Origin of the sequence: Aeromonas sp. QDB03 (genome assembly GCF_027707985.1) — a bacterium.
GTDB lineage: Bacteria > Pseudomonadota > Gammaproteobacteria > Enterobacterales > Aeromonadaceae > Aeromonas > Aeromonas hydrophila.
Map to the genome: position 1 here is coordinate 34,936 of NZ_JAPCJG010000014.1, position 26,164 is coordinate 61,099.

20 protein-coding genes are annotated in these 26,164 nt (G+C 61.7%); 11 read left to right on the forward strand and 9 right to left on the reverse strand.

The window, feature by feature from the left end:
- Positions 1-188: 188 nt before the first annotated feature.
- From recC to PG900_RS21145, 5 genes are read left to right on the forward strand one after another with little or no spacing between them, the layout of a single operon-like run.
- Positions 189-3,539 (forward strand): exodeoxyribonuclease V subunit gamma, encoded by a 3,351-nt coding sequence (gene recC / locus PG900_RS21125; RefSeq protein WP_270832202.1) that lies wholly within the window; start codon positions 189-191, stop codon positions 3,537-3,539.
- Positions 3,539-7,144 (forward strand): exodeoxyribonuclease V subunit beta, encoded by a 3,606-nt coding sequence (gene recB / locus PG900_RS21130; protein ID WP_270832203.1) that lies wholly within the window; start codon positions 3,539-3,541, stop codon positions 7,142-7,144. The genes recC and recB overlap by 1 nt, the downstream gene beginning before the upstream one ends.
- Complete coding sequence (gene recD / locus PG900_RS21135) at positions 7,141-9,186, forward strand: exodeoxyribonuclease V subunit alpha (RefSeq protein WP_270832204.1); 2,046 nt, start codon at positions 7,141-7,143, stop codon at positions 9,184-9,186. Before recB ends, recD begins: the two co-directional genes overlap by 4 nt.
- 29 nt (positions 9,187-9,215) lie before the next feature.
- The gene (locus PG900_RS21140) at positions 9,216-10,322 is read left to right on the forward strand and encodes an AAA family ATPase (RefSeq protein WP_270832205.1); all 1,107 of its coding nucleotides are present in this window, start codon (positions 9,216-9,218) and stop codon (positions 10,320-10,322) included.
- Positions 10,315-10,920: an HNH endonuclease domain-containing protein gene (locus PG900_RS21145; RefSeq protein WP_270832206.1), complete on the forward strand. Its 606-nt coding sequence runs from the start codon at positions 10,315-10,317 to the stop codon at positions 10,918-10,920. Before PG900_RS21140 ends, PG900_RS21145 begins: the two co-directional genes overlap by 8 nt.
- 312 nt (positions 10,921-11,232) lie before the next feature.
- Here PG900_RS21145 and PG900_RS21150 read toward each other — a convergent pair whose 3' ends face one another.
- Positions 11,233-11,631 carry a VOC family protein gene (locus PG900_RS21150; protein WP_042065484.1) on the reverse strand — a complete coding sequence of 133 codons (399 nt, stop codon included), beginning with the start codon at positions 11,629-11,631 and terminating at the stop codon, positions 11,233-11,235.
- Between the two features lie 75 nt (positions 11,632-11,706).
- On the opposite strand from PG900_RS21150, the gene PG900_RS21155 reads away from it, so the two are divergent.
- The 3 genes from PG900_RS21155 (at position 11,707) to PG900_RS21165 (ending at position 14,385) form a co-directional block, all read left to right on the forward strand.
- A complete protein-coding gene (locus PG900_RS21155) occupies positions 11,707-12,615 on the forward strand; it encodes a helix-turn-helix transcriptional regulator (protein ID WP_270832207.1) in 909 nt (302 codons plus the stop codon).
- Between the two features lie 189 nt (positions 12,616-12,804).
- Positions 12,805-13,806 carry a sensor domain-containing diguanylate cyclase gene (locus tag PG900_RS21160; protein ID WP_270832208.1) on the forward strand — a complete coding sequence of 334 codons (1,002 nt, stop codon included), beginning with the start codon at positions 12,805-12,807 and terminating at the stop codon, positions 13,804-13,806.
- Between the two features lie 159 nt (positions 13,807-13,965).
- On the forward strand, positions 13,966-14,385 hold the full coding sequence (locus tag PG900_RS21165) for a hypothetical protein (protein WP_011707651.1): 420 nt from the start codon (positions 13,966-13,968) through the stop codon (positions 14,383-14,385).
- A 63-nt stretch (positions 14,386-14,448) separates the two neighbouring features.
- Here the strand turns inward: PG900_RS21165 and PG900_RS21170 are convergent, their stop codons facing one another.
- The 4 genes from PG900_RS21170 to PG900_RS21185 form a co-directional block, all read right to left on the reverse strand.
- Entirely contained in the window at positions 14,449-16,443 is a 1,995-nt protein-coding gene (locus PG900_RS21170) for a methyl-accepting chemotaxis protein (protein ID WP_270832210.1), read from the reverse strand.
- Positions 16,444-16,668: 225 nt separating this feature from the next.
- Complete coding sequence (locus PG900_RS21175) at positions 16,669-17,019, reverse strand: hypothetical protein (protein ID WP_011707650.1); 351 nt, start codon at positions 17,017-17,019, stop codon at positions 16,669-16,671.
- Positions 17,020-17,238: 219 nt separating this feature from the next.
- Positions 17,239-17,565, reverse strand: coding sequence for a hypothetical protein (locus PG900_RS21180; RefSeq protein ID WP_011707649.1), 327 nt, complete (start codon positions 17,563-17,565; stop codon positions 17,239-17,241).
- Positions 17,566-17,647: 82 nt separating this feature from the next.
- Positions 17,648-17,827: a hypothetical protein gene (locus tag PG900_RS21185; protein ID WP_270832212.1), complete on the reverse strand. Its 180-nt coding sequence runs from the start codon at positions 17,825-17,827 to the stop codon at positions 17,648-17,650.
- Positions 17,828-18,007: 180 nt separating this feature from the next.
- Here PG900_RS21185 and PG900_RS21190 point away from each other — a divergent pair, with 180 nt between their 5' ends.
- The 3 genes from PG900_RS21190 (at position 18,008) to PG900_RS21200 (ending at position 21,717) form a co-directional block, all read left to right on the forward strand.
- Positions 18,008-18,730 (forward strand): response regulator, encoded by a 723-nt coding sequence (locus PG900_RS21190; RefSeq protein ID WP_011707648.1) that lies wholly within the window; start codon positions 18,008-18,010, stop codon positions 18,728-18,730.
- Between the two features lie 4 nt (positions 18,731-18,734).
- Complete coding sequence (locus PG900_RS21195; protein ID WP_270832213.1) at positions 18,735-20,126, forward strand: ATP-binding protein; 1,392 nt, start codon at positions 18,735-18,737, stop codon at positions 20,124-20,126.
- 103 nt (positions 20,127-20,229) lie between these two features.
- On the forward strand, positions 20,230-21,717 hold the full coding sequence (locus PG900_RS21200) for a transporter substrate-binding domain-containing diguanylate cyclase (protein WP_270803114.1): 1,488 nt from the start codon (positions 20,230-20,232) through the stop codon (positions 21,715-21,717).
- Between the two features lie 34 nt (positions 21,718-21,751).
- Here PG900_RS21200 and PG900_RS21205 read toward each other — a convergent pair whose 3' ends face one another.
- The 4 genes from PG900_RS21205 to PG900_RS21220 form a co-directional block, all read right to left on the reverse strand.
- Positions 21,752-23,698, reverse strand: a complete 1,947-nt coding sequence (locus tag PG900_RS21205) for a ligand-gated channel protein (protein ID WP_270803120.1) — start codon at positions 23,696-23,698, stop codon at positions 21,752-21,754.
- A 408-nt stretch (positions 23,699-24,106) separates the two neighbouring features.
- Positions 24,107-24,319, reverse strand: a complete 213-nt coding sequence (cspE, locus tag PG900_RS21210) for a transcription antiterminator/RNA stability regulator CspE (protein WP_011707644.1) — start codon at positions 24,317-24,319, stop codon at positions 24,107-24,109.
- Positions 24,320-24,719: 400 nt separating this feature from the next.
- Positions 24,720-25,004, reverse strand: a complete 285-nt coding sequence (locus tag PG900_RS21215; RefSeq protein WP_024946369.1) for a DUF3811 domain-containing protein — start codon at positions 25,002-25,004, stop codon at positions 24,720-24,722.
- A gap of 149 nt (positions 25,005-25,153) precedes the next feature.
- Positions 25,154-26,032, reverse strand: a complete 879-nt coding sequence (locus PG900_RS21220; protein WP_029302577.1) for a cation diffusion facilitator family transporter — start codon at positions 26,030-26,032, stop codon at positions 25,154-25,156.
- Positions 26,033-26,164: the final 132 nt, after the last annotated feature.

Genomic DNA, 26,164 nt, shown 5'->3' on the forward strand with positions numbered 1-26,164 from the left:
TGCAACTGCACCGGCTTTTTTATGTTCGTCACATTTGCCTGCGGCAGATGACGGCGACGTGATCGGCGACAACAAGCGCCTTTTGCATCTTCCCCCCCGATCCCTGACAATCCCGATACCTGTGAAGTGACGGGGATCCTTGAGGTTTTCCCGCGCTGACCCCTCTTTTGCTCTGGCGGGAATTGCCCATGTTTACCCTCTACCACTCCAATCAGCTGGATCTGCTCAAAGAGCTGCTGGTGAGCCGCATCCGGCAGGCCCCTCTCTCTCACCCCTTCGAGCGCGAGCAAATTCTGGTGCAGAGCCCGGGCATGGCCCAGTGGCTCAAGCTGGAGCTGGCCAAGGCCTTCGGCATTGCCGCCAATATCGACTTTCCGCTGCCCGCCAGCTTTATCTGGGAGATGTTCACCCAGGTGCTGGCGGACGTGCCGCGCCAGAGCCCCTACAACAAGGGCGCCATGAGCTGGCAGCTGATGACCATTCTGCCCGCCCTGCTCGATCGTCCCGCTTTTGCGCCGCTGGCCGCCTATCTGGGCGGGGATGACGCGGATCCTGCCAAGGATCCCGAGCAGGTGCGGCTGTGGCAGCTCTGCCAGAAGGTGGCGGATCTGTTCGACCAGTATCTGGTCTACCGGCCGGACTGGATCGCCCGCTGGGAGCAGGGGGAGGGGTTGAGCCAGGAGCTGGCCGGAGTGAGCGGTCAGGATTGGCAGCCCGAGCTGTGGCGCGAGCTGGTGGCCCGCACCCTGGCGCTGAGCCCAAGCGGCTACCACCGCGCCAACCTCTACGAGGAGTTTATCCACGAGCTGGCGCGTACCGCCACGCTGCCGGGCAAGCTGCCGCAGCGAGTCTTCGTGTTTGGCATCTCGGCGCTGCCGCCGCGTTATGTGGAGGCGCTGCTGGCCCTCGGCAGCCGGCCCGAGGTGGAGGTGCACCTGTTCGTCACCAACCCCTGCCGCTACTACTGGGGCGACCTGCTCGATCGCAAGACGCTGGCGCGCCTCGAGAACAAGCTCAAGCCCGGTACCGACATCGAGACCCTGCAGGGCCCCGCCAACCCGCTGCTTGCCTCCATGGGCAAGCTGGGGCGGGACTACCTGCATCAGCTGATGGAGCTGGACGTGCCGCAAATCGAGGCCTTCGTCGATATCGAGGAGATGGATGGCAAGGGCAATATCAAGCTGCTGCACGCCATCCAGAAGGATGTGCTGGAGCTGGCCGAACGGGGCGCCGGCCAGTTCGATCTCGACGCCAGCCACCACAAGAGCCCGCTCGATCCGGCGGATGGATCCCTGCAGATCCACGCCTGTCACGGCCCGATGCGCGAGCTCGAGGTGCTGCACGACCGGCTGCTGGCGCTGTTCGAGCAGGACCCCTCCCTCACCCCGAAAGACGTGGTGGTGATGATGCCTGACGTGAACAGCTACGGCCCCTACATTCAGGCTGTGTTCGGTGCACGCGGCCAGATCCCGTTTGCGGTATCGGATCGGGCGGCCAGCCAGGAGAGCCCGCTGCTGCAGAGCTTCCTCGCCCTGCTCAGGTTGCCCAACGCCCGCTTCGGGGCGGGCGAGCTGCTCGCCATTCTCGAGGTGCCCGCCGTGCTGCGCCGCTTCGAGCTGGATGACGAGGAGTTCAACCAGCTGCGGGTCTGGGTGCAGGAGACCGGCATCCGCTGGGGGCTGGATGACGGTTACCCCGAGCGCTTCGATCTGCCGCGCCTCTCTGGCAACAGCTGGCTGTTCGGCCTGCGTCGCATGCTGCTCGGCTTTGCCATGGGCGACGGTGAGCCGGTGGCGGGCATCTTGCCTTACGCCGATATCGAAGGTCAGCAGGGGTTGGCGCTCGGCAAGCTCGCCTGGTTCGTCGACTCGCTGGCTGAATTTTTGCCCCGCTTGCAACAGGCGCAGCCGCTAGGGGAGTGGGTCGCCTGCCTCAACGCACTGCTGGAGCGCTTCTATCTGGCCGACGAGGATGAAGAGCGCCAGCTGCAACTGATCCGCAGCCAGCTGGCCGACTGGCTCGCCCAGCTTGGTGAGGCCCGTTTCGAGCAGCCCATCAGTGCGGACTTGTTGCAGGATTATCTCGGCAGCGTGCTGGGGGAGTCCCGCTCCAGCCAGCGCTTCCTCGCCGGTCAGGTCAACTTCTGCACCCTGATGCCGATGCGCTCCATCCCCTTCAAGCAGGTCTGCCTGCTCGGCATGAACGACGGCGTCTACCCGCGCACCCTGCCACCCATGGGGTTTGACCTGATGGCGGTAGCGGGCCGGCGGGGGGATCGCTCCCGTCGTGATGACGACCGCTACCTGTTTCTCGAGGCGCTGCTCAGCGCCCAGCAGGGGCTCTACATCAGCTATCAGGGTTTCAGCGCCCAGGACAACAGCGACAAGGTGCCCTCGGTGCTGCTTGCCGAACTGATCGACTATGTGCGGCAGGGATTCGTGCTGGCGGGGGATGAGAAGCTCGATGACGAGCGCTCCGGCAAGCGACTGCTGGCGCACCTGATCACCCAGCATCCGCTCACCCCCTACAGCCACGCCTACTTCTATCCGGCGGCGGGCTCCGGCCTCTTTACCTATGCCGCCGACTGGCTGCCGGCCCTCCATCCGCAGCGCGGCGCGGCCAACTTCCAGAGTGGCGAGCTGCCGCTCCCCCCCGAATGGGGCAAGGAGCAGGGGCTGGAGCTGGCGGAGCTGCTGCGCTTCTATCGCCAGCCAGCCCGCTACTTCCTCAACCGCCGTCTCAAGGTGTGGTTCGAGCTTAATGAGGCCAACATCGAGGAGAGCGAGCCGTTCGAGCTGGACGGCCTGCAACATTATCAGCTGAAAGACCTGCTGCTCGCTGCTCACCTGGCGGAAGGGGACAGTGCCATGCGCCGCGAGCGGCTGCAGCTCACCGGCCTGCTGCCGCAAGGGTGGTTCGGCAGCCTGCTGCTGGAGGATCTGGACGAGCAGATGGGCAAGCTGGCGGATCGGCTGCGGCCCTGGGTGGCGGCCAATGAGGCAGAGAAACAGGCGGTGGAGGTCGATATCGCGCTGGCTCAGGGTCAGCTGCAAGGGTGGATCGACACCCAGAAGGGACGCTTGCTGGTGGTCAAGCCCGGCAGCTTCAACGGCAAGGATCTGCTGCTGGGCTGGATCCAGCACCTCTGCCTCGCCCTGAGCGACGCCCCCGGCGACACTCTGCTGTTCGATGCCAAGCAGAGTCTGCGGCTGGCCAGGCTCCCGGCTGACGAGGCGCGGCCCAATCTGGCGGCGCTGGTGGCGCTCTGGATGCAGGGGATGAAGCGACCGCTGCCCTTCTTCCCGAGCACCGCCTGGGACTGGCTCAAGGCGATCGAGAAGGATCCGGAGAAACCGGAGGCGGCCGACAAGGCGGCCCTCACCCGCTTCAACGGCGGCTACATGGCCAAGGGGGAGGGGGAAGACGCCTATGTCGCCCGCTGTTTCCCGGAACTCGACGAGGCCGTGCTGGCCCAGTTGCAGGCGCTGGCCCGTGAACACCTGACCCCGCTGCTCAAGAGCCTGGAGGAGTTGCAATAATGGCCAACCCGCTCAATACCCTGCGTTTTCCCCTTTATGGAGAGCGGCTGATCGAGGCCTCCGCCGGTACCGGCAAGACCTACACCATCGCCGGTCTCTACCTGCGCCTGCTGCTGGGCCATGGCCCGCTCATTGAAGAGGGCGCCGATGCCGGTCAACCCAGCGCCCACGAGCGGCCGCTCTCGGTGACCGAGATCCTGGTGGTGACCTTTACCGAGGCGGCCACCGCCGAGCTGCGCGGCCGGATCCGCGCTCGTATCCACGAGGCACGGCTCGCCTTTATGCGCGGTGAAAGCAAGGACGCCCTGCTGAGCCAGCTGCTGGCGGAGGTGGAGGATCACGAGCTGGCGGCCCGCCGCCTGCTGGCCGCCGAGCGCCAGATGGACGAGGCGGCGGTCTTCACCATCCACGGCTTCTGCCAGCGGATGCTGAAACAGAACGCCTTCGAGTCGGGTGCCCTCTTTGAAACCGAATTTCTCACCGATGACAGCCAGCTTCGGCTGCAGGCGGTGAGCGACTACTGGCGATCCGAGTTCTATCCGGTGGACAAGCCCCTCGCCAGCGCCGTGCGTGCGCTCTGGCCGAGCCCCGCCGCCCTGCTGCGGGAGATGGGGAGCTGGCTCGACAACAGCGAGCTGGAGATGCGCCCGCCGGCGGGGGACGAGACCCTCGCCGCCCGCCATCAGGCGGCCATGGCCCGCATTGAGGCGGTGAAGCGCGAGTGGCTGGCGCAAGGGGACGAGATCCGCCGCCAGACCGATGGGCAAGTAAGCCGCTACACCGGCAAGAACTACGAAGGCTGGCTCGCCAAGATAGCCGACTGGGCGCAGGACGAGCACAGCGGCTACGCCATTCCCAAGGAGCTGGAGCGCTTCGGCCAGACGGTGCTGGAGGAGAACCTCAAGAAGGGGGGCGCGGTGCCGACCCTGCCGCTCTTTAGCCAGATCGATGCGCTGCTGGCGAGTCGCCCCGGCATTCGCGATCTCATTCTGCAACGGGCGGCGGTGGTGGTGCGCAGCCGGATGCAGGCCAGCAAGCGGCAAGCCCATCAGCTCTCGTTCGACGATCTGCTCAAAGACCTCGACGGGGCGCTCGGCTCCGGCCTTGGCGAGCGGCTGTGCGAGCGCATTCGCGCCACCTACCGGGTGGCGATGATCGATGAATTTCAGGATACCGACCCCCAGCAGTACCGCATCTTCCACCGTCTTTACGGTGGCCACACCGACACGGCACTGCTGATGATCGGTGACCCCAAGCAGGCCATCTACGGCTTTCGCGGCGCCGACATCTTTACCTACATTCAGGCGCGGCGAAATGTGAGCGCCCACTACACCCTCGGGCGCAACTGGCGCTCCAGCAGCGCGCTGGTGGCGGCGGTCAACGGTCTGTTCGAGCGGGCCAAGGATCCCTTTATCTACGAGGCGGATATCCCCTTCCTGCCGGTGGAGGCGCAGGGCAAGAGCAAGGCGCTGCAGCTGGATGGCGAAGCCGCTCCCGTGCTCCACTGCTGGCAGCTGAGCGGCCAGCCCACCTTCAACAAGGGGGATTACCAGAGCCGGATGGCCCGCGCCACGGCGGTGGAGATCCACCGCCTGCTGACCCAGGCCCGTGATGGCAAGGCGCAGATTGGTGACCAGCCGGTGAAAGCGGGGGATATCGCCGTGCTGGTGCGCACCGGCGCCGAGGGCAAGCTGGTGCAGCAGGAGCTGGCACGGCTCGCCATCGCCTCCGTCTACCTGTCGAATCGCGAGAGCGTGCTGGCGCAGGTGGAGGCGCGGGAGATTTTGCTCATTCTGCACGCCTGCCAGAACCCGGGGGAGGAGCGCAGCCTTAGGGCGGCGCTCGCCACCGGGCTGTTCGATCTGGACGCCAAGGCGCTCGACGAGCTCGCCAGTGACGAGCGGGCGTGGGAGAGCGCGGTGCAGGAGTTTATGGAGTACCGCAAGATCTGGCACAAGCGCGGCGTGCTGGCCATGCTGCGCGCCCTGCTGCACCTGCGCAATCTCGCCTCGTCCCTGCTGGCGAGCCCGAACGGCGAGCGGCGGCTGACCAACTTCCTCCACCTCGGCGAGCTGCTGCAACAGGTGAGCTGTGAGCTGGACGGCGAATATGCCCTGCTGCGCTGGCTGGGGGAGGCGGCGAGCCGCCCCGACGGCCAGGATGCAGAGCAGGTACTGCGGCTCGAATCCGAGCGCAAGCTGGTGCAGATCGTCACCATCCACAAATCCAAGGGGCTGGAGTACCCGCTGGTGTTCCTGCCCTTCATCTGCAGCCACCGCGCTGCCGATACCCCGCTGTTCCACGAAGCGGACGGCGCGGGCAATCGCACCGTGCTCGATCTCACCGGCGCCGAGGCGTCCCTGGCCGAGGCTGACCGCGAGCGCCTTGCCGAAGACCTGCGGCTGCTCTACGTGGCGCTGACCCGGGGCGTTTACGCCACCTGGCTGGGGCTGGCGCCGGTGCGCTCCGGTAATGGCAAGTCGGAGCAGACTGACCTGCACCAGACCGCCATCGGCTACCTGCTGCAAAAGGGCGAGGAGGGGGATGCCGCGACGCTGGCGACCGCTCTGACCGAGCTGGCGCAGGCGCTGCCCGGAGTGGCCGTCGGTGAGCCCTCGCTCACCCGCCCGGCCCCCATGGCGGCGGAGGAGGAGCAACTGGGCGAGCCGCAGGTGCGCCACTTTACCGGCACCCTTGAGCGGGACTGGTGGATCAGCTCCTACTCCGGGCTGGCGGCGCAGGGCCACGGGCATAGCAAGGGGGTGCTGGCCAATCCGGGCTTCGATGACGAGGTGGTGACCGAGGCGGCTGCGCTGGTTTCCGAGCAACCGGAGGAGGCGCCCCAGCCCTCCATCTTTACCTTCCCGAAAGGGGCGCGCCCCGGCACATTGCTGCACAGTCTGTTCGAGACCATCGACTTTCAAAGCGCCGGCGGCGAGCCGCTGGCGGAGCACATCGCCACCCTGCTGGCGCAGGATGGCTTCGACGAGAGCTGGGCGCCCGTGCTGCAACAGCAGGTGGAGGCGGTGCTGAATACCCCGCTGGAAACCGGCTTTGGCGAGCCGGTGCGGCTGCGGGATCTGGCCCCCGAGCGCAAGCAGGTGGAGCTGGAGTTCTTCCTGCCCATGGGGCGGGTGACGGCGCCGGCGCTGACCGCGCTCTGCCAGCAGCACGACCCGCTGTCACGGGGCAACAAGCCGCTCAGCTTTGCCACCGTGCAGGGGATGCTCAAGGGCTTTATCGACCTGGTGTTTGAGTGGCAGGGGCGCTGGTATCTGCTCGACTACAAATCGAACCACCTCGGCATGAGCCCCACTGATTACAGCCGTCCGGCGCTGGAGCGGGCGATGGCGGAGCATCGCTACGACCTGCAATACCAGCTCTACTCGCTGGCGCTGCACCGGCTGCTGGCCCTACGCCTGCCAGGCTACAACTTCGAGCAGCACTTTGGCGGGGTCTTCTATCTGTTCCTGCGCGGCATGCCGCAGGGGGGGATTTTCCATACCCGCCCCAGTCGTGAACTGGTGCTGGGGCTGGATCGGTTGTTTAGCGAGGGGGCGGCGCCCGCCCTCGCCGGGGTATCGGATAACGGGGTTGAAGCATGAACGGCACCATGATGATTGAACGGCTCAAGGCCCTGGCGCTGGCTGGCCGCATCCGCCAGCTGGATCTGCAATTTGCCAGGCTGGTGGCCGACCTTGGCGGCAGCCCCGAGCTGGTGCTGGGGGCGGCGCTCACCTGCTTCGAGCTGGGGCGCGGCCATGTCTGTCTGCCGCTGGAGATGCTAGCTTCCGGATCACTGCGGCCGTTCGGGCTGGATCCCCAGCAGAGCCGGGATCTGCTGGCCGATCTGGCGGATCCTGCCCGCTGGCCCGCCCTGTTTGCGGCAAGCCCGCTCGTGGGTACGGAACAGGATGACGGGTTAACCCCGCGCTGGCCGCTGCGGCTGTGGCACGGGCGGCTCTACCTCACCCGCTACCACGATTTTGAACTGGGGGTGGCCCGCCATCTGCGCGCCCTGAGCGAGCGCGCCGAATGGCCGGAGATTGCCCCGGCCCTGTCGCGGCTATTTGCCCGCGACTACGGCCTGGTGTTCGCGGCCCTGCTCAAGGCCCGCCTCGCCCCCGACTTCTCGGCCCGCCACTTTATCGAGAAGTATCTGGATCTGGTGTTCCCGCACGAGGTGGATTGGCCCGCCATCGAGGCGCTGCTGGCCAGCGCCCAGGCGGCGAGCGACTTGAGCAAGCTGGATACGCTGGTGCCCGAGGCGCTCTGCTGCAACGGCCAGAAGCTGGCTGCGGCCACCGCGGCGGCGCGCCCCTTTGCGGTCATCTCCGGCGGCCCCGGCACCGGCAAGACCACGACTGTGGCCAAACTGCTCGCCATTCTGGTGGAGACCGGCCTGCAAGCGGGCAAGGCGCCAGCGATCCGGCTGGTGGCCCCCACCGGCAAGGCGGCGGCGCGCCTCACCGAGAGTATCGGCTCTGCCCTGCAGGCCCTCGATCTGCCCCCCGAGTGGGTGGAGGCGATCCCTACTGAAGCGGGCACCCTGCACCGGCTGCTCGGGGTCATTCCGGGGCGCAGCCAGTTCCGCCACCACGCGGGCAACCCGTTGCACCTCGACCTGCTGGTGGTGGATGAGGCTTCCATGGTCGATTTGCCGATGATGGCGCGCCTGCTCGATGCACTGCCGAGCCACGCTCGCCTGATCCTGCTCGGCGACAAGGATCAGCTCGCCTCGGTAGAGGCGGGGGCCGTGCTCGGCGATATCTGCAGCTTTATCGAACAGGGCATCAGCCCCGCGCAGGCGGATTGGCTCTCCCGCCAGACCGGCTACCGCTTGCAGGGCACGCCCGCGGGGGCCCCGGTGCGCGACAGCCTCTGCCTGCTGGCCAAGAGCTGGCGTTTTGATCAGCACTCCGGCATCGGTCAGCTGGCACGCGCCTGCAACAGCGGCGATGCCACGGCGGTGGAATCAGTCTGGGGCATGGGCTTTGCTGATATCAGCCTGCACCCCTGGGCCGGGGAGGCCTACGACGCCCTGATAGCCCAGGGGGTGGCCGGTTATGGTGCCTATCTGAAGGCGGCCCGCGCGGGGGAAGCGCCCGCCGCCGTGTTCAAGGCATTCAACAGCTTCCAGATCCTCTGCGCCCTGCGCGATGGCCCGTTCGGGGTGCTGGGGCTTAATGAACGGCTCGAATTGGCCCTGTCACGGGCTGGCCTGATTGCCCGTGATGGCGACTGGTATGCCGGTCGCCCGGTGATGGTGGTGCGCAACGACCACGGCGTCGGCCTCTACAACGGCGATATGGGGCTCTGCCTGCCCGATGAAAGCGGGCGGCTCAAGGTATGGTTTGAGCAGCCGGACGGCACCCTGCGGGCGCTTTTGCCCAGCCGGCTGCCGCCCCACGAGACGGTCTATGCCATGACCATCCACAAATCCCAGGGGTCGGAGTTTGCCCATACCGTGCTGGTGCTGCCCGACAGCCCCAGCCCGCTGTTGACCCGCGAGCTGGTCTATACCGGCATCACCCGCGCCAAGGCCCGCCTCGATCTCTACGGCGATCGCGCCCTGCTGGCACAGGCCGTGCGGAAAAAGACCGAGCGTTATTCCGGATTGGCGGAGAGGTTAGGGGATAAGATTTAATATAATCGGAAATATATTTAGAGGGTTACATGATCACAATATATACAGGGGATAATGGCTCAGGGAAGAGCAGGCAGTTGTCAATGTTGGCGAGAGATGCTGTAAATAACAACCAACATGTGATTGCAATTTCCACCTCACTAACTGACCGATTTCCAAGTAGGAGTTCTCGGGGTAGCTATTGTTACATGGGGCGGAAGTTAAATGGAAACATTTATTTAAAGGCTGTTAAGAAAGCTTTTATCTCCGCTGTCAATGAGGCGGATTTATTCTCATATACGTTATCTAACATCTTAGAGTATGCTGGTTTCGAACCTCAAATAGGTTTTGACATGTCATCCTTTAACATGAACATTGAAAGTTATAAATATTATGTTGATGAGATAAATGAAACTTATGACGAAGAGTTCATGTCGCTACTCTATTTAATAAGGCATCATATACAAGACCTAGGCTATATGTTGTGGGCTAATGCTTATACTAGATATGGAGAGGGCCTTTCGGGCGAGATAATTTCTAAAATTCTTTTGAATGAACGAAAGCTGAGAAAACTTAAATTTATAAAGAAACTAGATATTTTTCTATCGAAAAACAGCAATTATTTTAAACTGCAAGATGCTAGTTCTGGAGAGTTATCGCTGATTGCGACTTCATTGTTTATTGCTGCCAATATAAAAAAGTCAGGCACTGCAATATTCATCGATGAGCCTGAAAATAGTTTGCACCCTAACTGGCAGCAACAATATATTAAGAATCTGTTGAATATTTTCCCTCATTCAAACATAGATTTATTCATTGCAACTCACTCTCCTTTACTTATATCTGGCTCAATTAATGAGCATGATGTCAGTGTTCTTAGATCTAGTGGCTCGTATTTTTATCCGGTGGAGCCGGAGATCAAAAATGTTGAAAAAGCCTATATGGAGCAATTTGGTATTGTGACACCAGAAAATAATGCTTTATCTCAACTATGCATAGACTTAATTAATGATGTTGAGTGTGGTGACATACAACTAGCTGAAGCTGTTGATACGCTGAATAAATATAAAAGTTGTTCCTATGATAGTACGCAAAAGGATTTTATAGATAAAGCCATTCACTTATTACATATAGCTGAAGGGTTCCAGCATGGCTAAAATCATTTTCACTCAAGATGAAATTAACGAAATGGTTCGTGTTTATAATGTTGGGCATAATGAATGGAAAAGGATAAACATCGACTCTATCAAAGGAAAAATAAAATCGGAAAAAATTAATAGACAAAATGGATTCTGTTGCTACTGTCGAAGAGACATCCATAATGAATTTAAGCTAGTGTTGGATATTGAACATATAATCCCAAAATCAAAGCTAAAAAAACATATGTTTTCATCTAAAAACCTTAGTGTATCCTGCAAAAGATGCAATATGAATATAAAAGGTGAAGATGTTAGCTTTCTTAATGTCCCCTTGAATAACTTACCTAAAAGAATATTTAGGTCTAAATTCTACAAAATAATTCACCCCAATTTGGATAAATATCATGCTCATTTAGAGAAAATAGCGATTCAAATAGGTGATAGTATAGTGGTTAAATATTTCATAAGAAATGGAAGTGAGAAAGGACAATTTACTAGGAACTACTTCAAATTAAGTGAGTTAGAAAGGAATTCATTCAATAAAGCGCAAGGTGGGCGAAGTTCTGAAATTAATAGCCAGATTTTAATGCGCTTATTTGATGAACTACATCAATAGATCTCGTATTTTGGGCTTTGCAGGCTCAGCACCAACCTACCGATTGTGTAGGTTGTGGCTGAGCGTAGCGAAGCCCAACGTTTACCGCTAAGTCTCTTTTTCCTGCCCCTTATCCCCAGACCTTCTCCTCCCTTTTTAATAAACGGGAGAAGGGATCAATGTCGTTACCTCTGTCCGATTACGCTTCGCTAATCGAACCTACGTGGCTGATGGTATTGCGGTTAGCAGAATCGGCATGGCTGGCGATCATATTCTGGCTGCTGCTTTACTCCCTCTCCCGCTGGGAGAGAGGGTGAGGGGAGCATTCAGGTATTAGATGGTCAGCTCCAACCGGTTGCCTTCCGGGTCGAGGAAGGTGCTTTCGTAATAGCCATCGCCGGTCCAGCGGGGGCCGTCCAGGTGTTTCACCTCGGCGCCCTTGAGCAGCTTGAGGCGGGCGGTCATCTTGTCCACCTCCTCCACGCTGCCGAGGGAGAAGGCGATATGGGCCAGCCCCTGCAACGGGTGTGGCAGGTGCAGATCTGCCGGAAACAGGATGGGGGTGTGCATCAGCTCCAGGCTGGCGCCCCCCTCGAAGCGCACGAAGTAAGAGCTGAATTGTTTGCTCGGATTGTGATAGCGCTCATTGGCCTGCCCGCCAAACAGGGTGCAGTAGAATGCCTTGAGTGCCTCCAGATCCTGCGCCCAGATGGCGACGTGATGGATATGCATGGCTGGTCTCCTGTGACTTGATGCCCTTAATGCTATGCTGGGGCCTGTTCTTTCGACATGGCTGAGCCCGTCCTGATGATGTCTGAAACTGCCAACACCGATCTTGTCGATGTCTCCCCCGACTGCCGCGAGCAGATCTGCTGTGACAGCCTGCTGCCAGCCCTCGCACAGGAGCAGGTGTGGCTGGCTGGCTATTCCCGCCTCAAGACCCGCTACCGCATTGCGCGCCGCTTTGCCGATGTGCACTGCTTTCTGCTGACCCTGGGCGGCGAGGGGGAGGTGCAGGTAGGGGATCGCCGTGAGCGGTTGCAGGTCGGCGAGTGGGCGCTGATCCCGGCCGGGGAGCCGCTCTGCTATCAGCTTGGTGAGCAGGTTAATGAGCCGTTGGCTCAGCCGTTGAGTGAGACGGGCGAGTGGGCGCTGGTGTGGCTGCTGCTGCACAAGGATTCCCCCTGGGATGCCTTCGCCAGCCACCCCCGGCTCGGTTGTACCTCCCAGCAGGCCACCGTGCTGCGCACGATCGAGAACCTCTATGCGGAGCAGGAGCGTCATCAGGACCCGCTGCTCAGCGCCCTGCTGGTTGAGCAGCTCGGCTTTTACCTGCGCCGGCTGCTGCAGAAGGGGGAGGGGCAGCGGCGTGGCGAGCGGCTGGCGCTGCGCCTTGAATTGCTGCTCAAAGAGGCGCTGACCGAGTCGTGGGACATAGCGCGCATGGCCGGAGCCCTGCACCTCTCCGAACGCCAGCTCTACCGGCTCTGCCAGCAGCACTTTGCGCTGGCCCCCATGGCGCTGCTACAACGGCTGCGCTTGCAGCGGGCGGCGCTCTTGCTGGCCAGCCGGGCCGACTCGGTGAAGCGGCTGGCCGAGCAGTGCGGCTTCAAGAACGAGTACCACTTCTCCACCGCCTTCAAACGCCAGCACGGGCTGGCGCCCAGCCACTATCGCAGCCTGCATCATCCCGCCTTTAAAACCGGACAAGGGTGAAATATTGAGCCACACTGGTTGCTACTGTTATTCAGACGAACCCGATGGCGGCCGATAACCGGAACAAGCGGTGGTGGTTTTCATCGATCAACGGATAGCGGGCTGTGCAGCCGTCTGCCGCTGTCATTTCTCAACATCAGGCTGGAATGCCCCGCACCCTGTGGGGCGGCAAGACAAGGATGGTCTCCCATGCTGCAGGACAGCGACACGATCAGGATCTCGGACGTCAGCGAAGCCGTGATACACGGCATTCTGGCGGTGGTGAGCGACGGGATCTGGGACTGGAATGCCAATACCGGCTTCGTCTATCGCAACCCGGGTTGGTATCAGATGCTGGGCTACGAAGCCCACTCCCTGGGCAACAACGTCTTCACCTGGGAGAGCGTGATCCACCCCGACGACATGGATCGGGTGATGGCCAGCTTCGATGCCTACCTGAGCGGCGCCGCCCCCGACTATCGGGTCGAGTATCGCTGCCGCAGTCGCGCCGGCGACTATATCTGGATCGAGGATTGCGGCCGCGTCATCGCCCGCAATCCGGACGGATCGGTGGCCCGGATGATCGGCGCCCATCGCAACATCCACGCCCAGAAGCTGCTGCTGGAGCAGCTGGAGCGGCGCAATCACACCCTGGAGCAGCAGATTGCCGAGCGCACCGCCGAGCTGGTGCAGCTCAACGAGGCGTTGCAGCAGAAGGCGGAGGAGAACCGCCAGCTGGCGGAGACCGACGCCCTGACCGGTGCCGCCAGCCGCTACCGGCTGGAGCGGGCCATCCGCCAGGAGTGCGAACGGGCCAAGCGCTTTCACCAGCCCTTCTCCGTCATCGCCATGGACGTGGATGACTTCAAGCAGATCAACGACAACCACGGCCACCACGCCGGGGATCAGACCCTGATCAACATAGTGGCGCTGGTGCGCGGCCACATCCGCGAAATCGACCTGATTGCCCGCTGGGGTGGCGACGAGTTCATGGTGGTGCTGCCCAATACCGGCCGGCTCGATGGCCGGCTGGTGGCCGACAAGCTGCGGGAGCTGCTGGTGCAGTCGCGGGTCTGCCAGCACTTCGACATCACCATGAGCTTCGGGCTGGCCGAGTACCAGCCGGACGAGCCCATGAGCCAGCTGATGGTGCGGGTGGATCGGGCCCTCTACCAGGCCAAGCTGACGGGCAAGAACCAGATCTGCGAGTAGTTCGCCCATAGCCGGCGTCAGCGGTCCGGCTAAGCCGCCGCCATGTCGGATTATTCTGGTTATCCCCCCCGAATGCGTCTTGACCGATCGATCGCCTTGACTCCGATCGAGGGCGCTGGTCTGATGCGCGCTCTTTAATCCCCCGCGAGACATGAAACGATGAAAAAGAGCATCCTGGTTGCCCTGACTGCACTGCCGCTGATGGCCAACGCCGGTCTGATGGATTCCCTGACCGACACAGTGACCAGCAGCGTGACCAGCACTGCCAAAGAGATGGCCGGCTCCGCCATGGACAGCGCCTCCAATGAAGCGATCAAGAAGGCGCTGGACATCAAGGAAGGCGGCTCCAACAAGCAGGCCATCAAGGACAAGCTGGGCGCACCGGCCAGCACCAAGACCGAAGCCGGTCTGGAAGTGTGGACCTATGACCTGGGCGCCCTGAACAAGGTTTCTCCCATGCTGGCAGAGACCTCCAAGACCCTGTTCAAGGATGCCGAAGCCGCTCAGAAGAACGTGCTTATCAAGTTCGAAGGCGAGACCGTCAAGACCCTGAACCTGGTCGACAAGACCAAGGCTTGAGTCTGAAAGACGTGCATGAAAAAAGGGGCCCGCGGGCCCCTTTTTGCTGCCTGATGCTGGCCGTCAAACCTTGAAGCGGTGTACCAGCGCCAGCAACTGGCGATTGGAGCTGAGCAGCGCCGCTGCACTCTGTTCGGTGTGCTGGCCGTTTTCCAGCAGCAGGTTGAGCATGTCGCGAATGCTCACCATGTTGCGGTTGATCTCCTCGGTTACCCGGCTCTGCTCCTCGGCGGCGGTGGCGATCTGGCTGCTGAGGTCGTGGATCCGCACCACTGAGTCGGCCATGTTGTCGAGCCCCCCCGTTACCTGGCCCGTGGTATCTGCTGCCGTCTGACAGCTGCGCTTGGTATGTTCCATGGCGACCACGGCTTCGGCGACGCCCTGGGTGAGGCGCGACAGCATGCTGCCCACCTCGGCCGTGCTGTTCTGGGTGCGCGCGGCCAGGGCACGCACCTCGTCGGCGACCACTGCGAACCCGCGTCCCTGCTCACCGGCCCGCGCCGCCTCGATGGCGGCATTGAGTGCCAACAGGTTGGTCTGGGCGGCGATGCCGCCGATCACCCCGAGCACGCTGCCGATCTGCTGGGCATCCTCCTGCATCTCCAGCACCTTGGCGGCCGCCAGATCCACCTCGTCGATCAGGGCCACCACGCTGGCGGAAGCCGATCCCACCACGGTGCGTGAATTGGCGGCCTGGCCGTTGGCGGCTTCGGTGAAGCTGGCCGAATCGCTGGCGTGTTGCGCCACGCTGTCGGCGGTGGAGCTGAGTTCGGTGAGTGCGGTGACCACCTGCTCCGTTTCGGCGGCGTGTTCGTTCAGGATCCGCCTGGCCTGGCCGGTCTGCTGATCGAGGCGTGCCAGCTCCTGGGTGATGAGATCGGTGGCGTCCGTCACCTGTACCATCATCTGCTGCAGATAGGCGATAAAGTGGTTCACCGACAGGGCGATGTGATCCAGCTCATCGTGCCCCTTCACCTGAATGCGGGCGGTCAGGTCGGCATCACCGGCACTGAGGGCATCGATATTCTGCTTGAGGGTCTGCAGCCGGTTGCCGAGTTGACTGACGGCGAGCAACATCAGCCCGAACAGCAGCCCTACCAGTGGCAGCTGGATAGCGGCCAGGGTGGTGAGCACATCCCTGCTGTCTTGTGTCAGCAGGCTGGTTGGCAGGGCAGTCGCCAGCAACCAGGGCGTCCCCTCGATGGCTTGCAGCAGCAGGGTCTGCTCCTCCCCCTGATCCTGGAAAGTGGTGCGCAACTGCGCCTGGCTGCGGGCTTGACCGAGCAGGCCGGCAATGGCGCTGGCGAAGGGATAATCGGCGTGAGCGGAGAGATTGCCCAGCACCACATCACCGTTCAGGCGGGCGTTTCGGCTCAGGATCTTGCCGTCAGCCTCGACGATCATCACCTGGCCACCGATCTCCTGCTCCTTGCTGGCCACCAGATCGTTGAAGAAGCCCAGGGTCACGTCTATGGTCGACACCCCGTAGAGGGTGCCATTACGGTAGATCCCCATGGCGCAGTTGGTTCTCGGTTGCTGACTGGCGCCGTCCTTATAGGCGGCGGCCCAGGCACACATGCCTTGAGGGGCTTGCTGTCCCGCCTTATGCCAGGGTTGTTCGAAGTAGTTGGGGGCCTCAGCCGAGTTCCAGTAGGTGTTGGGGATCAGCTTGTTGGCCGCATCCCTGTGATAGAAGGTGCTGAACTTGGCACGGCCGGCTTCCCGCTGATCCGGCAGTGGCCAGATGCCGCCGCCAAACACCATGGCATTGCCGTATTGATCGATCAGTGCCGGCAGCAGGGCATCGATCTGTTCGCTCGGCAGCTGGGCGACCAGCTGGGTGATGCTGCGGGACTGGCTCTGCACCCCGTTGAGCTGATCGCGGATGTCGGTGGCGATCTCGCTGACCCGCAGTGCCACGTTCTGTTCACCGGCCTTCTGCAGCGCCGGCTTGATCCAGAGCTGGATGCCAAATACCGTCAGGGCACATACCAGCGCCATGAATCCCACAAAAACGGCGCTATAGCGCCCCTTGATTGTCCCCAGACTCCACCCCATAACGACTCCTGTCTTTTATTGGTTCGCGGATGCGCGACCTTGTTATGCGAGGCGCCATTATTAGCTATTTCGAACATAAAACGTTTGTTATCGCTCACAGAACCCGGAGCAGGGAGGAAGGGAAGTGAGGGATGTGGGAGTGGATCTCGGCGGGCAACCGGCCGAGCGGGAGGGCGGAACGAAAAAAGGGTGGCCGAGGCCACCCTGTTTCGGGTCGAGGCGCGTTTACTGATGCGCTTCGGCGAACTGCTTCATCGCTTCGGCGTGCTTGGTCATGCCGTCGGCACGCAGGCTCAGGTTCTTCACGAATTCAGCCTTTTTGGCCGGATCTTCGATCTTGTCGTAACGCTGCTGCAGGTGAGTCTGGATCTGCTCCGGCGTCATGTTCTGCATGCGGGCCATCTTGTCGTGGCGGCCGCCATGGTGCTTGCCGCCCATCATGCCGCTGCCATCCATCGGGCAGTCGGTCATCATGCCGGGCTGGGCGGTGGTGACGGCTTCGCTGGCGGCATAGGCGCCGAGCGGCAGGCCAAGGATCAGGGTGGCGGTCAGCAGGGTCTTGGTCAGTTTTTTCATGGTCTATCTCCTTGCGGATTGAGTTCGGGGTCGGCTTGCTCGCCTTGACCCTAAGTAAACACCAGACTGGTGTCTGAACTTTGCCAGTTGAAGCCTATTTTGTAGCAGAGTGTGACACGGTGACGCTGTACAGGGCTTGACCGGGCGCATGCCGGACGGGAAATAAAAATACCCCGTCAGCGTTGCCCGCTGGCGGGGTATTTTTAGGCTGGGGTCGGCTTAGCGCTGGCGACCGCTGCCGACGCTGTAGGGCATGCGATAGCTGCTGCTCTCGCCGTCCAGGCTGAGGGTCAGGTCACCCTGGGCCCGCATCGGCAGACGCACCTGCTGCATCCCCTGCAACTCGGCAGGCACCCGCTTGAGCACGTCGCCGGTGGCGTTGCGGATCACCAGGGTGGGGTGTGCCTCATTGCTGCTGACGGCGTCGTGCCAGTTGACGAACAGCAGACCGGGGGCGGCACTGACGTCGGCGGGCAGGGCGGCCTGGGCCAGGCCGGTGTGGGCCAGGCCGGCCAGCATTAACAGAGTCAGGCTCTTGTTGATCATGATATTGCTCTCCTTGGTATGACTCGCCGCAAGATGGCGGCAGAAAAGTCAGGGTGCGCAGCCGCCACCTGGCGGCCGCACATCATGACGAAGGGGGTTCGGTCGCACCCTTGGCGTCGTCGCGGCCGGGGGCCCTGTCGGCGAGGGATGTCTGCTGGTGGTCCGGGGGGCTCGCCGGCTGGGGTGAGCTGCCGCTCGCCTGTCTGGCAAGGGCTTCGCTGGCGGCAAAGGCCAGCAGCAAGGGGGTGGTGAGGGCCAGCATGGCCTGTCTACTCCTGCAACCAATGGGATGGCCACAGTAAACAGCCGGCTTGTGTCTCAACTTTGCCGAACGGGCGCTTTTTTGTAGCAGAGTGTGGCATCTTGCTGATCTGGCACACTTTGACACAAACCGTCCGGCAGATTTTCGTATACTCGTGCCAGCTCTAACAGGAGAGGCCTCATGAACCAAAGCAGCACCCACATTCTGGTGGTCGACGATCACAGCGAGATCCGCGATCTGCTGAAGCGTTTTCTGGAACAGCACGGCCTGCGGGTCAGTTGTGCCCGGGATGGCAAGGAGATGAAGCGGCTGCTGGAGGAGCGGGAGTTCGATCTGCTGGTGCTGGATCTGATGATGCCGGGAGAAGATGGCCTGACCCTTTGCCGCGAGCTGCGGGCCAAGTCCAGCCTGCCCATCATCATGCTCACCGCCATGGGGGAGGAGACCGACCGCATCATAGGGCTGGAGATGGGGGCCGACGACTACCTCGCCAAACCGTTCAATCCGCGCGAGCTGCTGGCCCGCATCAAGGCGGTGATGCGCCGCACCCAGGTCGAACCGCAGCCGGCGGCCGAGACCTTGACCCGGGATCTGCGCTTCGATCGCTGGCTGCTCGACATCAACCGGCGCGAGCTGGTGGATGAGGAAGGGGTGGGCCTGAGCCTCTCCACCGCCGAATTCGACCTGCTGCGGGTCTTTCTGGAGCGGCCGCAGCGGGTGCTGAGCCGGGATCAATTGCTGGATCTGGCCCGTGGCCGCGAGGCGGTGGCGTTTGACCGGGCCATCGACACCCTGGTGAGCCGGCTGCGGCGCAAGCTGGAGCGGGATCCCAAGAACCCGGAGCTGATCAAGACCATCTGGGGCGGCGGTTACCTGTTCGCCGCCGATGTGACCCAGGTATAAGGCCGTGGGGATCCTCAAGCGTGGCTGGTCGAAACTGTGGCCCAAGGGGCTGACCGGCCAGATCATCCTGGTGGCGCTGGCCGGGCTGGTGTTGATCCAGCTGCTCAGCATCCAGATCTACCGTACGGATCGGGAGGAGGCGCTCGGCTACATCAACAGCCGCAACGCCATGCAGCGGATTGTTTCCGTGGTGCGGCTGCTGGCCCTCTCGCCCCCCTCTCTCTATGACGAGATCATCAAGGCGAGCCGCAGCGAGACCCTGCTGCTGCGCATCGCCGACGAGCCGCTGCAACCGGACAACCGCAGCCCCCGCTTCGAGCAGCTGGTGCGCTCCCGGCTGGGCTACCCCTCGACCCTGATGGTGGAGATCAGCGCCGAGCTAAAGCAGGATGCCCAGCGCAGCCGCGCCTGGCAGCACCACAGCCGGATGATGAAGGATCGCAAAGGGATGCCGCCGCCGCAGGACATGCGGCTGTACGGCTCCATCCAGCTGCCGCGCGGTGGCTGGCTGCAGTTCAGCTCGCTGGTGGACAAGGAGTCGGCCAGCTGGTCCTGGCAGACCACCCTCAACCTGATGCTGGTGGCGAGCCTGGTGATCGGCCTGATGATCTGGCTGTTCCGCCGCGCCACCCTGCCGCTCAAGCAGCTGGCCGCCAATACGGATCGGCTGGGCCGTGGCGAAGACATAGAGCCGCTGCGGGAGGAGGGGCCGACCGAGGTGCGCGAATCCATCCAGGCCTTCAACCGCATGCACACCCGGCTCGATCGCTTCGTGCAGGACCGCACCCGGATGCTGGCGGCCATCTCCCACGATCTGCGTACCCCCATCACCAGCCTGCGGCTGCGCACCGAGTTTCTGGACGAGGGGGAGGACAAGGAGCGGATCCAGCAGACCCTGCAGCAGATGGAGCAGATGCTGGCGGCGACCCTCAGCTTCGCCCGGGAGGAGGGGCAGCAGGAGGCGACCCGGGAGCTGGATCTGGTGAGCCTGCTGGAGAGCCTGTGCGACGACTATGCCGACACCGGCCAGCCGGTTACCTGCCTGGCGGAGGGCAAGCAGGTCTATGCCTGCCGCGCCAATACCCTGCGCCGGGTGCTGCAAAACCTCATCGGCAACGCCATCAAGTACGCCGGCAGCGCCGAGGTGTCGCTGGAGCGCACCGACAGCGAGCTGGTCATCCGGGTCTGCGATCAGGGGCCCGGCATCGATCCGGCCAGGCTGGAGGACGTGTTCAAGCCGTTCGTGCGGCTCGACGAGGCCCGCAACACCGAATCCGGCAGCGTGGGGTTGGGGCTCTCCATTGCCCGCACCCTGGTGCACCAGCACGGCGGCGAGCTGACCCTGCACAACCGGGAACAGGGCGGACTGGAAGCGCGCATCAGCCTGCCGCTGTAAGAGCGGCGGGAGCACGGCGGGGAGGATGGCGACGAGCCGCCTCCCCGTTTTTTATCTTGCACTTATCTGACTGAAATCACGCCTATTTCATACTCGCTCATGCTTGTTCTTCTATGCTGAAGGTGGCGATAATCGATGGCCGCACAGACGGCCAAACAGCAAGGTTGGTGCAGGGATGGCGGGCGATTCTGGTTTTCGGTGGCGAGTCTGGTGCGGGGTGTGGTTGTTGCTCTTGGCACAGGCGTGGCCCGTGTTGGCGAATACGCCCCTCAAGCCGCTCATCGTGACCAACTCCAAGGCCTGGCAGCCCTTCTCCTACCTCAATGAAGAGGGGGAGCCCGATGGCCTGCTGATCGATCTGTGGCGCGAATATGGCAGGGTCACCGGTCGTCCGATCCAGTTCAAGCTGGTGGACTGGCAGGCCTCGCTGGACCTGGTTCGCAACGGCCAGGCCGATGTCCATGGCGGCCTGCTCTGGTCGCCGGAGCGCAATCTGGTCTACGACTACGGTCAGGCCCTCTCCCATGTCGACTCCCAGCTCTTCTTCGCCAACTCCCTGCGTGGCTCGGACGTGAACTACTACCTGCTGCACGAGAGCGTGGGGGTGGTGACGGGGGGCTACGAGGAGTACTACGCCCGCAAGCACTTCCCCACCACGCGCCTGCGCACCTTCGATGACAACGACGCCATGCTGCGTGCGGCCTTCAGCGGCGAGCTGGATGCCTTCATCGCCGATCTGCAGGTGGCCAACTTCTACATCTACACCTCGGCGGATCCCACCCGCTTCATCCCGGTGCGCCACCTCTACAGCGACGAGATCCGCTTCGCCGTCGCCAAGGGCAACCAGGCGCTGCAGCAGGAGCTGGAGCAGGGCTTCTCTCGCATCGGCGAGGCGGATCGGGAGCGGATCGTCCGCAAGTGGATGCACATCGAGACCGTCTACCCGGTCCACCTCTGGCCCTGGCTGCTGGCCATCGGCGGCCTGGTGCTGATGGCCTACATCATCCAGTTGCGGCGGGCGGTGGCGAGCCGTACCGCCGAGCTTATCCAGGCCAACGCCAGACTGGAGCGTCTTGCTGGCACCGACTCCATGACCGGCATCCTCAACCGGCGGGCATTCTTGCCACTGCTGGAGCAGCGGCTGGCCAGCGGTCAGGCCTCGGCCCTGCTGCTGTTCGATCTCGATCGCTTCAAGGGGATCAACGATCACTTCGGTCACGGGGTCGGGGACGAGGTGTTGTCGGCCATGGTGGCGCAGGTACAGCGGGTGCTGCCCGCCAGCGCCCTGTTTGCCCGCATCGGCGGGGAGGAGTTTTGCATCAGCCTGCTGGTGGCGGACATGGCGACGCTGCAGCAGTGGGCCGCCCGGATCGGGCGGGAGATCAATAGCCACAAGTTGCCAACCAGCGCCGGTGCGCTCGGCATCTCCATCAGCACGGGGGCGGTGTGGGTACCGGCAGGAGGTGGGGCGGAAGGTCGACGGGTGTTGTTGCAGGCGGATCAGCTGATGTATGGTGCCAAATCGCAGGGGCGCAACACCTGGCAGGCGGCCAGCTACGTGAAAGAGGTGGCTGGCGAGGGGGGAAAATAAAAAACCGCCGCCCAGGGCGGGCGGCGGCGTGTCATCAGAAGTTGTAGGTCATGCCCAGGGTGTAGCGACGACCATCCAGCACGGTACCGAAGCTGGTGTAATCCACCGTCTTGTCGAACAGGTTGTAGACACCGGCGGTGACATCCAGGTGTTCGTTGGCCTTGTAGACCAGGCCCGTGTCGAAGAAGGTGTAGGAGGGGGTGCCCTCGGCCATCTTGACCCGGCTCAGGTAATCGGAGGTCTTGCTGCGGAAGTTGACCCGTGACCAGAGGCTGACGGTTTCGGTGGTCTGCCAGTCAACCGTGGTGTTGAACATGTGGCGCGGCATCTGGTTCAGCGGCTTGCCTTCCATCGCACCACTCTTCTGCTCGGACTGGGTGAAGGTGTAGCTGGAGGCCAGCGACCAGGCGTCATTGATGGTCCAGTTGGCCGTGCCTTCCATCCCGCGCATGTTCGCCTTGTCGACGTTGATGCGGTCGCTGATGAAGTCATAGGTGTGACCGTTCAGGGTGCAGGAGGGATCGTTCTTGCTTTCGCAGCGGCGGATCTCGGAGATCTTGTCCTCGAAGTCGGTATTGAACAGGGTCAGCCCTGTGTTCAAGCCTTGCTGACCATCCCACAGCAGGGCGATCTCCTGGCTCACACTGGTTTCCGGTTTCAGTTCCGGGCTGCCAACCAGCATGCCGTCCTGGGTGCCACCGCCGGTGGCCTGGCCCCAGTTGGCGGCCGACATGCGCAGATCCGGTGAACGATAGCCGGTGGAGACGCCCCCTTTCAGCGTCCAGGAGTCGGCCAGGTGCCAGACCCCGTACAGACGCGGGCTCCAGTGGGTGCCGTAGTTCTGGTCCTGATCCATCCGCACGCCGCCGGTCAGGGCGAAGGTGTCGGTCAGCGACCACTCATCTTCCACGAACATGGCCCAGCTCCAGCGGGTCAGCTGATTGGCGCGGTTGGCCACGTTGAGCTGGTTGCCCTGATCCTGCAGATCCTCGTAGCGGTACTGGCCACCCACGCTCAGATAGTGAGCCCCCAGTTCAAACTGGGTGTGGGTATCGGCGATGGTGTTGATGAGCTTCATCTGACGGCCGGGGTTGGTGTTCTCTTCCCGCTGCAGGTAGCTGGTGGAGGAGCCGAAGTCATAGCGGCCGTCGTGGGTGATGGCGAAGTTGGTGCGCTCGTAGGTGCTCAGGCTGGGTTTTGACTTGGCCGAGAGAGACTCACCCGGTGTGCGGTTGCGATCCTGCAGGCCGCGACTGGCCTCGAAATCGAAGCGGTTGTGCTCGTCCGGGGTCAGGCTGAAGACGGCCGTACCGCTGCGCATCTCCTGCTCGGCGAAACCGTTCTGGAACTGATCCTCGCCGCGGTGGGAGAGCTGGCCGTTCACCCGCATCCCCAGCAGCCCATCCACCAGGGCGCCGGCGGTATAGGCGTTGGTCTGGAAGATGTCGCCGGACTCCTTGTTCTCCTGGAAGGTCGAGTCGGCATGCAGCGAGCCCTGCCAGGCCGTCATGCTGGCGGTCTTGCGGGTGATGACGTTGATGACGCCGCCCATGGCGTCAGAGCCGTAGCGGGAGGACATGGGGCCACGCACCACTTCGATCCGCTCGATCGCCTGCAGCGGCGGCAGCCAGCCCTGCTCGATGCCGGGGCCGTCGCTGTTGGGACGAGTGCCACGACTGTCGACCCGTTTACCGTCGACCAGCATCAGCGTGTACTTGGAGCCCATGCCACGAATGCTGATATCGCTGCTGCTGCCACCGCCGGTGATCACCACCCCGGGCACATCCTTGAGGGCGTCGGTCACGTCGCGATAGGCGCGTTTCTCCAATTGCTCGCGGGTCACCACCGAGATGGAGGCGGCGGTATCCTCGATCTTCTGCTGGAAGCCGGAGGCGGTCACGACCATGACCTCCTGCTCGGCGGCATAGGCGTGTGAGGCGAGGGCGGCGAGAATGAGCGTGGTCAGCTTGTTGCGGTGCATTGTTATCATGTTGGCCTGAACTCTTTTAGTAAGAAGATGCATTCATCCTTTGGGTGAATCGATGGGGCGGTCTCATCGCATCCCGCGTGAAACCAGGACCAGAAAAGGTTCAATTGGATAATCACCAAGTCGGTCGGCTGGCATTGTAGTGATCGCTGGATGATGTGTAAATGATAATTAATCTCATTAATATTGTGCGGTTATCCTCTCACCAGCAGATACGGGATGAGGAGCATGTCTGGCGCGGTGACGGGAAGCGGAGGCGGGACAGTGAGAAGGTTGAGAGGATCGGCAGAGGGGGAATGGCAAATGGCAGACAACAAAAAACCCGCCGAAGCGGGTTTTTTCAATTCTTGCAGCGGATCGTTCCAGCCGGCATGAGCAGGCGGACCGGATCCCCGGCTTGAATTACAGAGCTACTACGTTAGCAGCAGCCGGGCCTTTCTGGCCTTGCTCGATGGTGAACTCAACGCGCTGACCTTCGTCCAGGGTCTTGAAGCCCGGGGTCTGGATGGCGGAGAAGTGAACGAACACGTCTTTGCTGCCGTCGGTCGGGGAGATGAAGCCAAAACCTTTCTCGGCGTTGAAGAACTTGACGGTACCAGTCATTTTGTTGGACATGATAATTTCCTTAAATAGTGTTTAAAGTGCCAAATGGCAATCTATGATTTTTCGTCAGCAATACGTATGGGGAGCACTAAAGAAGGAGAATTATTTGATAAGAAGAATCATGGATAATTCTTATACTAATCGCTGCTTTACTAAAATGACTGCCTAACATAACCAGGTCTGAACTACCGAACCATCGCAAAAGATTAAAACATGCCCATTTTCTTAAAGCAAATTTTATCTCGCTGCGAGTGGTCGGATATCGACGCAGCCACTCCCGGTGTGGGTGTCTGCAGTGCAGGATCCTGCGGCGTTGCAGGCCGCTGGAAGCACCATGACAGAGAGCGGTTCTCCGCCATGGAGTGAGTTGGCTGGTTTGAGGCAGGGGGCGCTTGGGCGAGAGGATTGGCCGTCAGCGTTTGCTGCGAAACTTGTTGCTGACGGAATCCACCCAGCTGAATGTCTCTGGCAACACCTGCTTGCTGGCACGTTCCTTGGCCTTTTCCCGTGCCAGTTTGGCGGCCACTTTGGCGGCGGCAGCACGGTCTGCGACTATCTTGAGTCTGCCTTCCTCGCGGATGCGGTTGCGCTCGGCATTGCTCAGTTGATGATCTGCATTGGCCTGTGCTTTTTGGAGCAGCAGGGTGATCTCGGCCTTTTCGGCGTCGGTGAGGTCCTTCATTTCCAACTTTTTCACGGCGTGCTCCTGATGGCGGGAATAGTCCACCCTACCACAGCTGCCAGCCGTTTATTGCACAATCGACGCCGTTTTCGAATACCGCTCCACCGGATGGCCGTTGTCGAAGGGAATGGCCTGTCGCATTCCCCTCGCACGGCTCAGCGCCGTTAACCATGCCCGCTTGGTTCAACATGGATCAGCACGACGGCGTGGGGGAGGTGTCGCATGATGCCCTGCTCTATCCGATCGCAGATGGCGTGGGAGTGCTCGATGCTCATCTCTTTTGGCAAGGTCAGGTGGAAGTCGATGTGACGACGGCGTCCGGCCTGACGGCTGCGCAGATCGTGAAAGCCGCCATGCTCCGGGCAGCACTCCTCGATCACTTGGGTGGTGATGGCCAGCTCTTCCTCGTTCATGCTGTGGTCCAGCAGGGGTTGGAAGGCCTGCTTCAGCATGGCGATCGCCTCCTTGAGGATGAACAGGGCGACACAGATGGCAACAATGGGATCAAGCAGATAGAGGTTGTAGCCCAGTCTGGCGGCGATCCAGATACCGAGCAGGCCGACGGCGACCCCGAGCGAGGTCAGTACGTCAGCCTTCAGATGCAGTGCATCGGCGGCCAGGGCCACAGACTCTTCCTCCTTGGCCACCCGGTAGAGGTAGGCGGAGACACCGCTGTTGACCAGCGCCGAGAATAGCATGACCAGCACACCGAGACCCACCCCCTCGATCGGGGTTGGCGTGATCAATTTGCCGACGGCCTCGAATATTATCCAGCCGGCTGCCAACAGGATCAGCAGTGCTTCGATCACACCGGATACGTTTTCAATTTTGTCATGACCGTAGGGGTGGCGTTGGTCGGGGGGAATATCCGATTTGCGTACGGCCACCAGCGCGATCAATGCAGCCACCAGGTCCATGGCCGAGTGAATGGCCTCGGAAATAATACTGACGGAACCGCTCAGTATGCCGGCAAATATCTTCATGATAATCAAGGTGATATTGGAGCAAACTGAGACCAAGGCCGCTCTGGTTTTTCTGGTCATGGGACGTCCTTATTCTCGCTGGAATATTTTCACAAATAGGGCTGGATAATATCAGCTTGTCCAGGGAGGCGCTGCTTTGGGTTGTAACTTTTTGTTTCTGGAGATAGTGAGAATGCTTATCTAAATTATCTC

Excerpts from the sequence above, each read along its gene's own strand:
- PG900_RS21140 (WP_270832205.1), top strand. The coding sequence starts at position 9,216 with ATGATCACAATATATACAGGGGATAATGGCTCAGGGAAGAGCAGGCAG.
- PG900_RS21205 (WP_270803120.1), bottom strand. The coding sequence starts at position 23,698 with ATGCACCGCAACAAGCTGACCACGCTCATTCTCGCCGCCCTCGCCTCA.
- PG900_RS21165 (WP_011707651.1), top strand. The coding sequence starts at position 13,966 with ATGAAAAAGAGCATCCTGGTTGCCCTGACTGCACTGCCGCTGATGGCC.
- PG900_RS21220 (WP_029302577.1), bottom strand. The coding sequence starts at position 26,032 with ATGACCAGAAAAACCAGAGCGGCCTTGGTCTCAGTTTGCTCCAATATC.
- PG900_RS21160 (WP_270832208.1), top strand. The coding sequence starts at position 12,805 with ATGCTGCAGGACAGCGACACGATCAGGATCTCGGACGTCAGCGAAGCC.
- PG900_RS21190 (WP_011707648.1), top strand. The coding sequence starts at position 18,008 with ATGAACCAAAGCAGCACCCACATTCTGGTGGTCGACGATCACAGCGAG.
- recB (WP_270832203.1), top strand. The coding sequence starts at position 3,539 with ATGGCCAACCCGCTCAATACCCTGCGTTTTCCCCTTTATGGAGAGCGG.
- PG900_RS21175 (WP_011707650.1), bottom strand. The coding sequence starts at position 17,019 with ATGAAAAAACTGACCAAGACCCTGCTGACCGCCACCCTGATCCTTGGC.
- PG900_RS21170 (WP_270832210.1), bottom strand. The coding sequence starts at position 16,443 with ATGGGGTGGAGTCTGGGGACAATCAAGGGGCGCTATAGCGCCGTTTTT.
- PG900_RS21180 (WP_011707649.1), bottom strand. The coding sequence starts at position 17,565 with ATGATCAACAAGAGCCTGACTCTGTTAATGCTGGCCGGCCTGGCCCAC.
- PG900_RS21155 (WP_270832207.1), top strand. The coding sequence starts at position 11,707 with ATGATGTCTGAAACTGCCAACACCGATCTTGTCGATGTCTCCCCCGAC.
- recC (WP_270832202.1), top strand. The coding sequence starts at position 189 with ATGTTTACCCTCTACCACTCCAATCAGCTGGATCTGCTCAAAGAGCTG.
- recD (WP_270832204.1), top strand. The coding sequence starts at position 7,141 with ATGAACGGCACCATGATGATTGAACGGCTCAAGGCCCTGGCGCTGGCT.
- PG900_RS21150 (WP_042065484.1), bottom strand. The coding sequence starts at position 11,631 with ATGCATATCCATCACGTCGCCATCTGGGCGCAGGATCTGGAGGCACTC.
- cspE (WP_011707644.1), bottom strand. The coding sequence starts at position 24,319 with ATGTCCAACAAAATGACTGGTACCGTCAAGTTCTTCAACGCCGAGAAA.
- PG900_RS21185 (WP_270832212.1), bottom strand. The coding sequence starts at position 17,827 with ATGCTGGCCCTCACCACCCCCTTGCTGCTGGCCTTTGCCGCCAGCGAA.
- PG900_RS21145 (WP_270832206.1), top strand. The coding sequence starts at position 10,315 with ATGGCTAAAATCATTTTCACTCAAGATGAAATTAACGAAATGGTTCGT.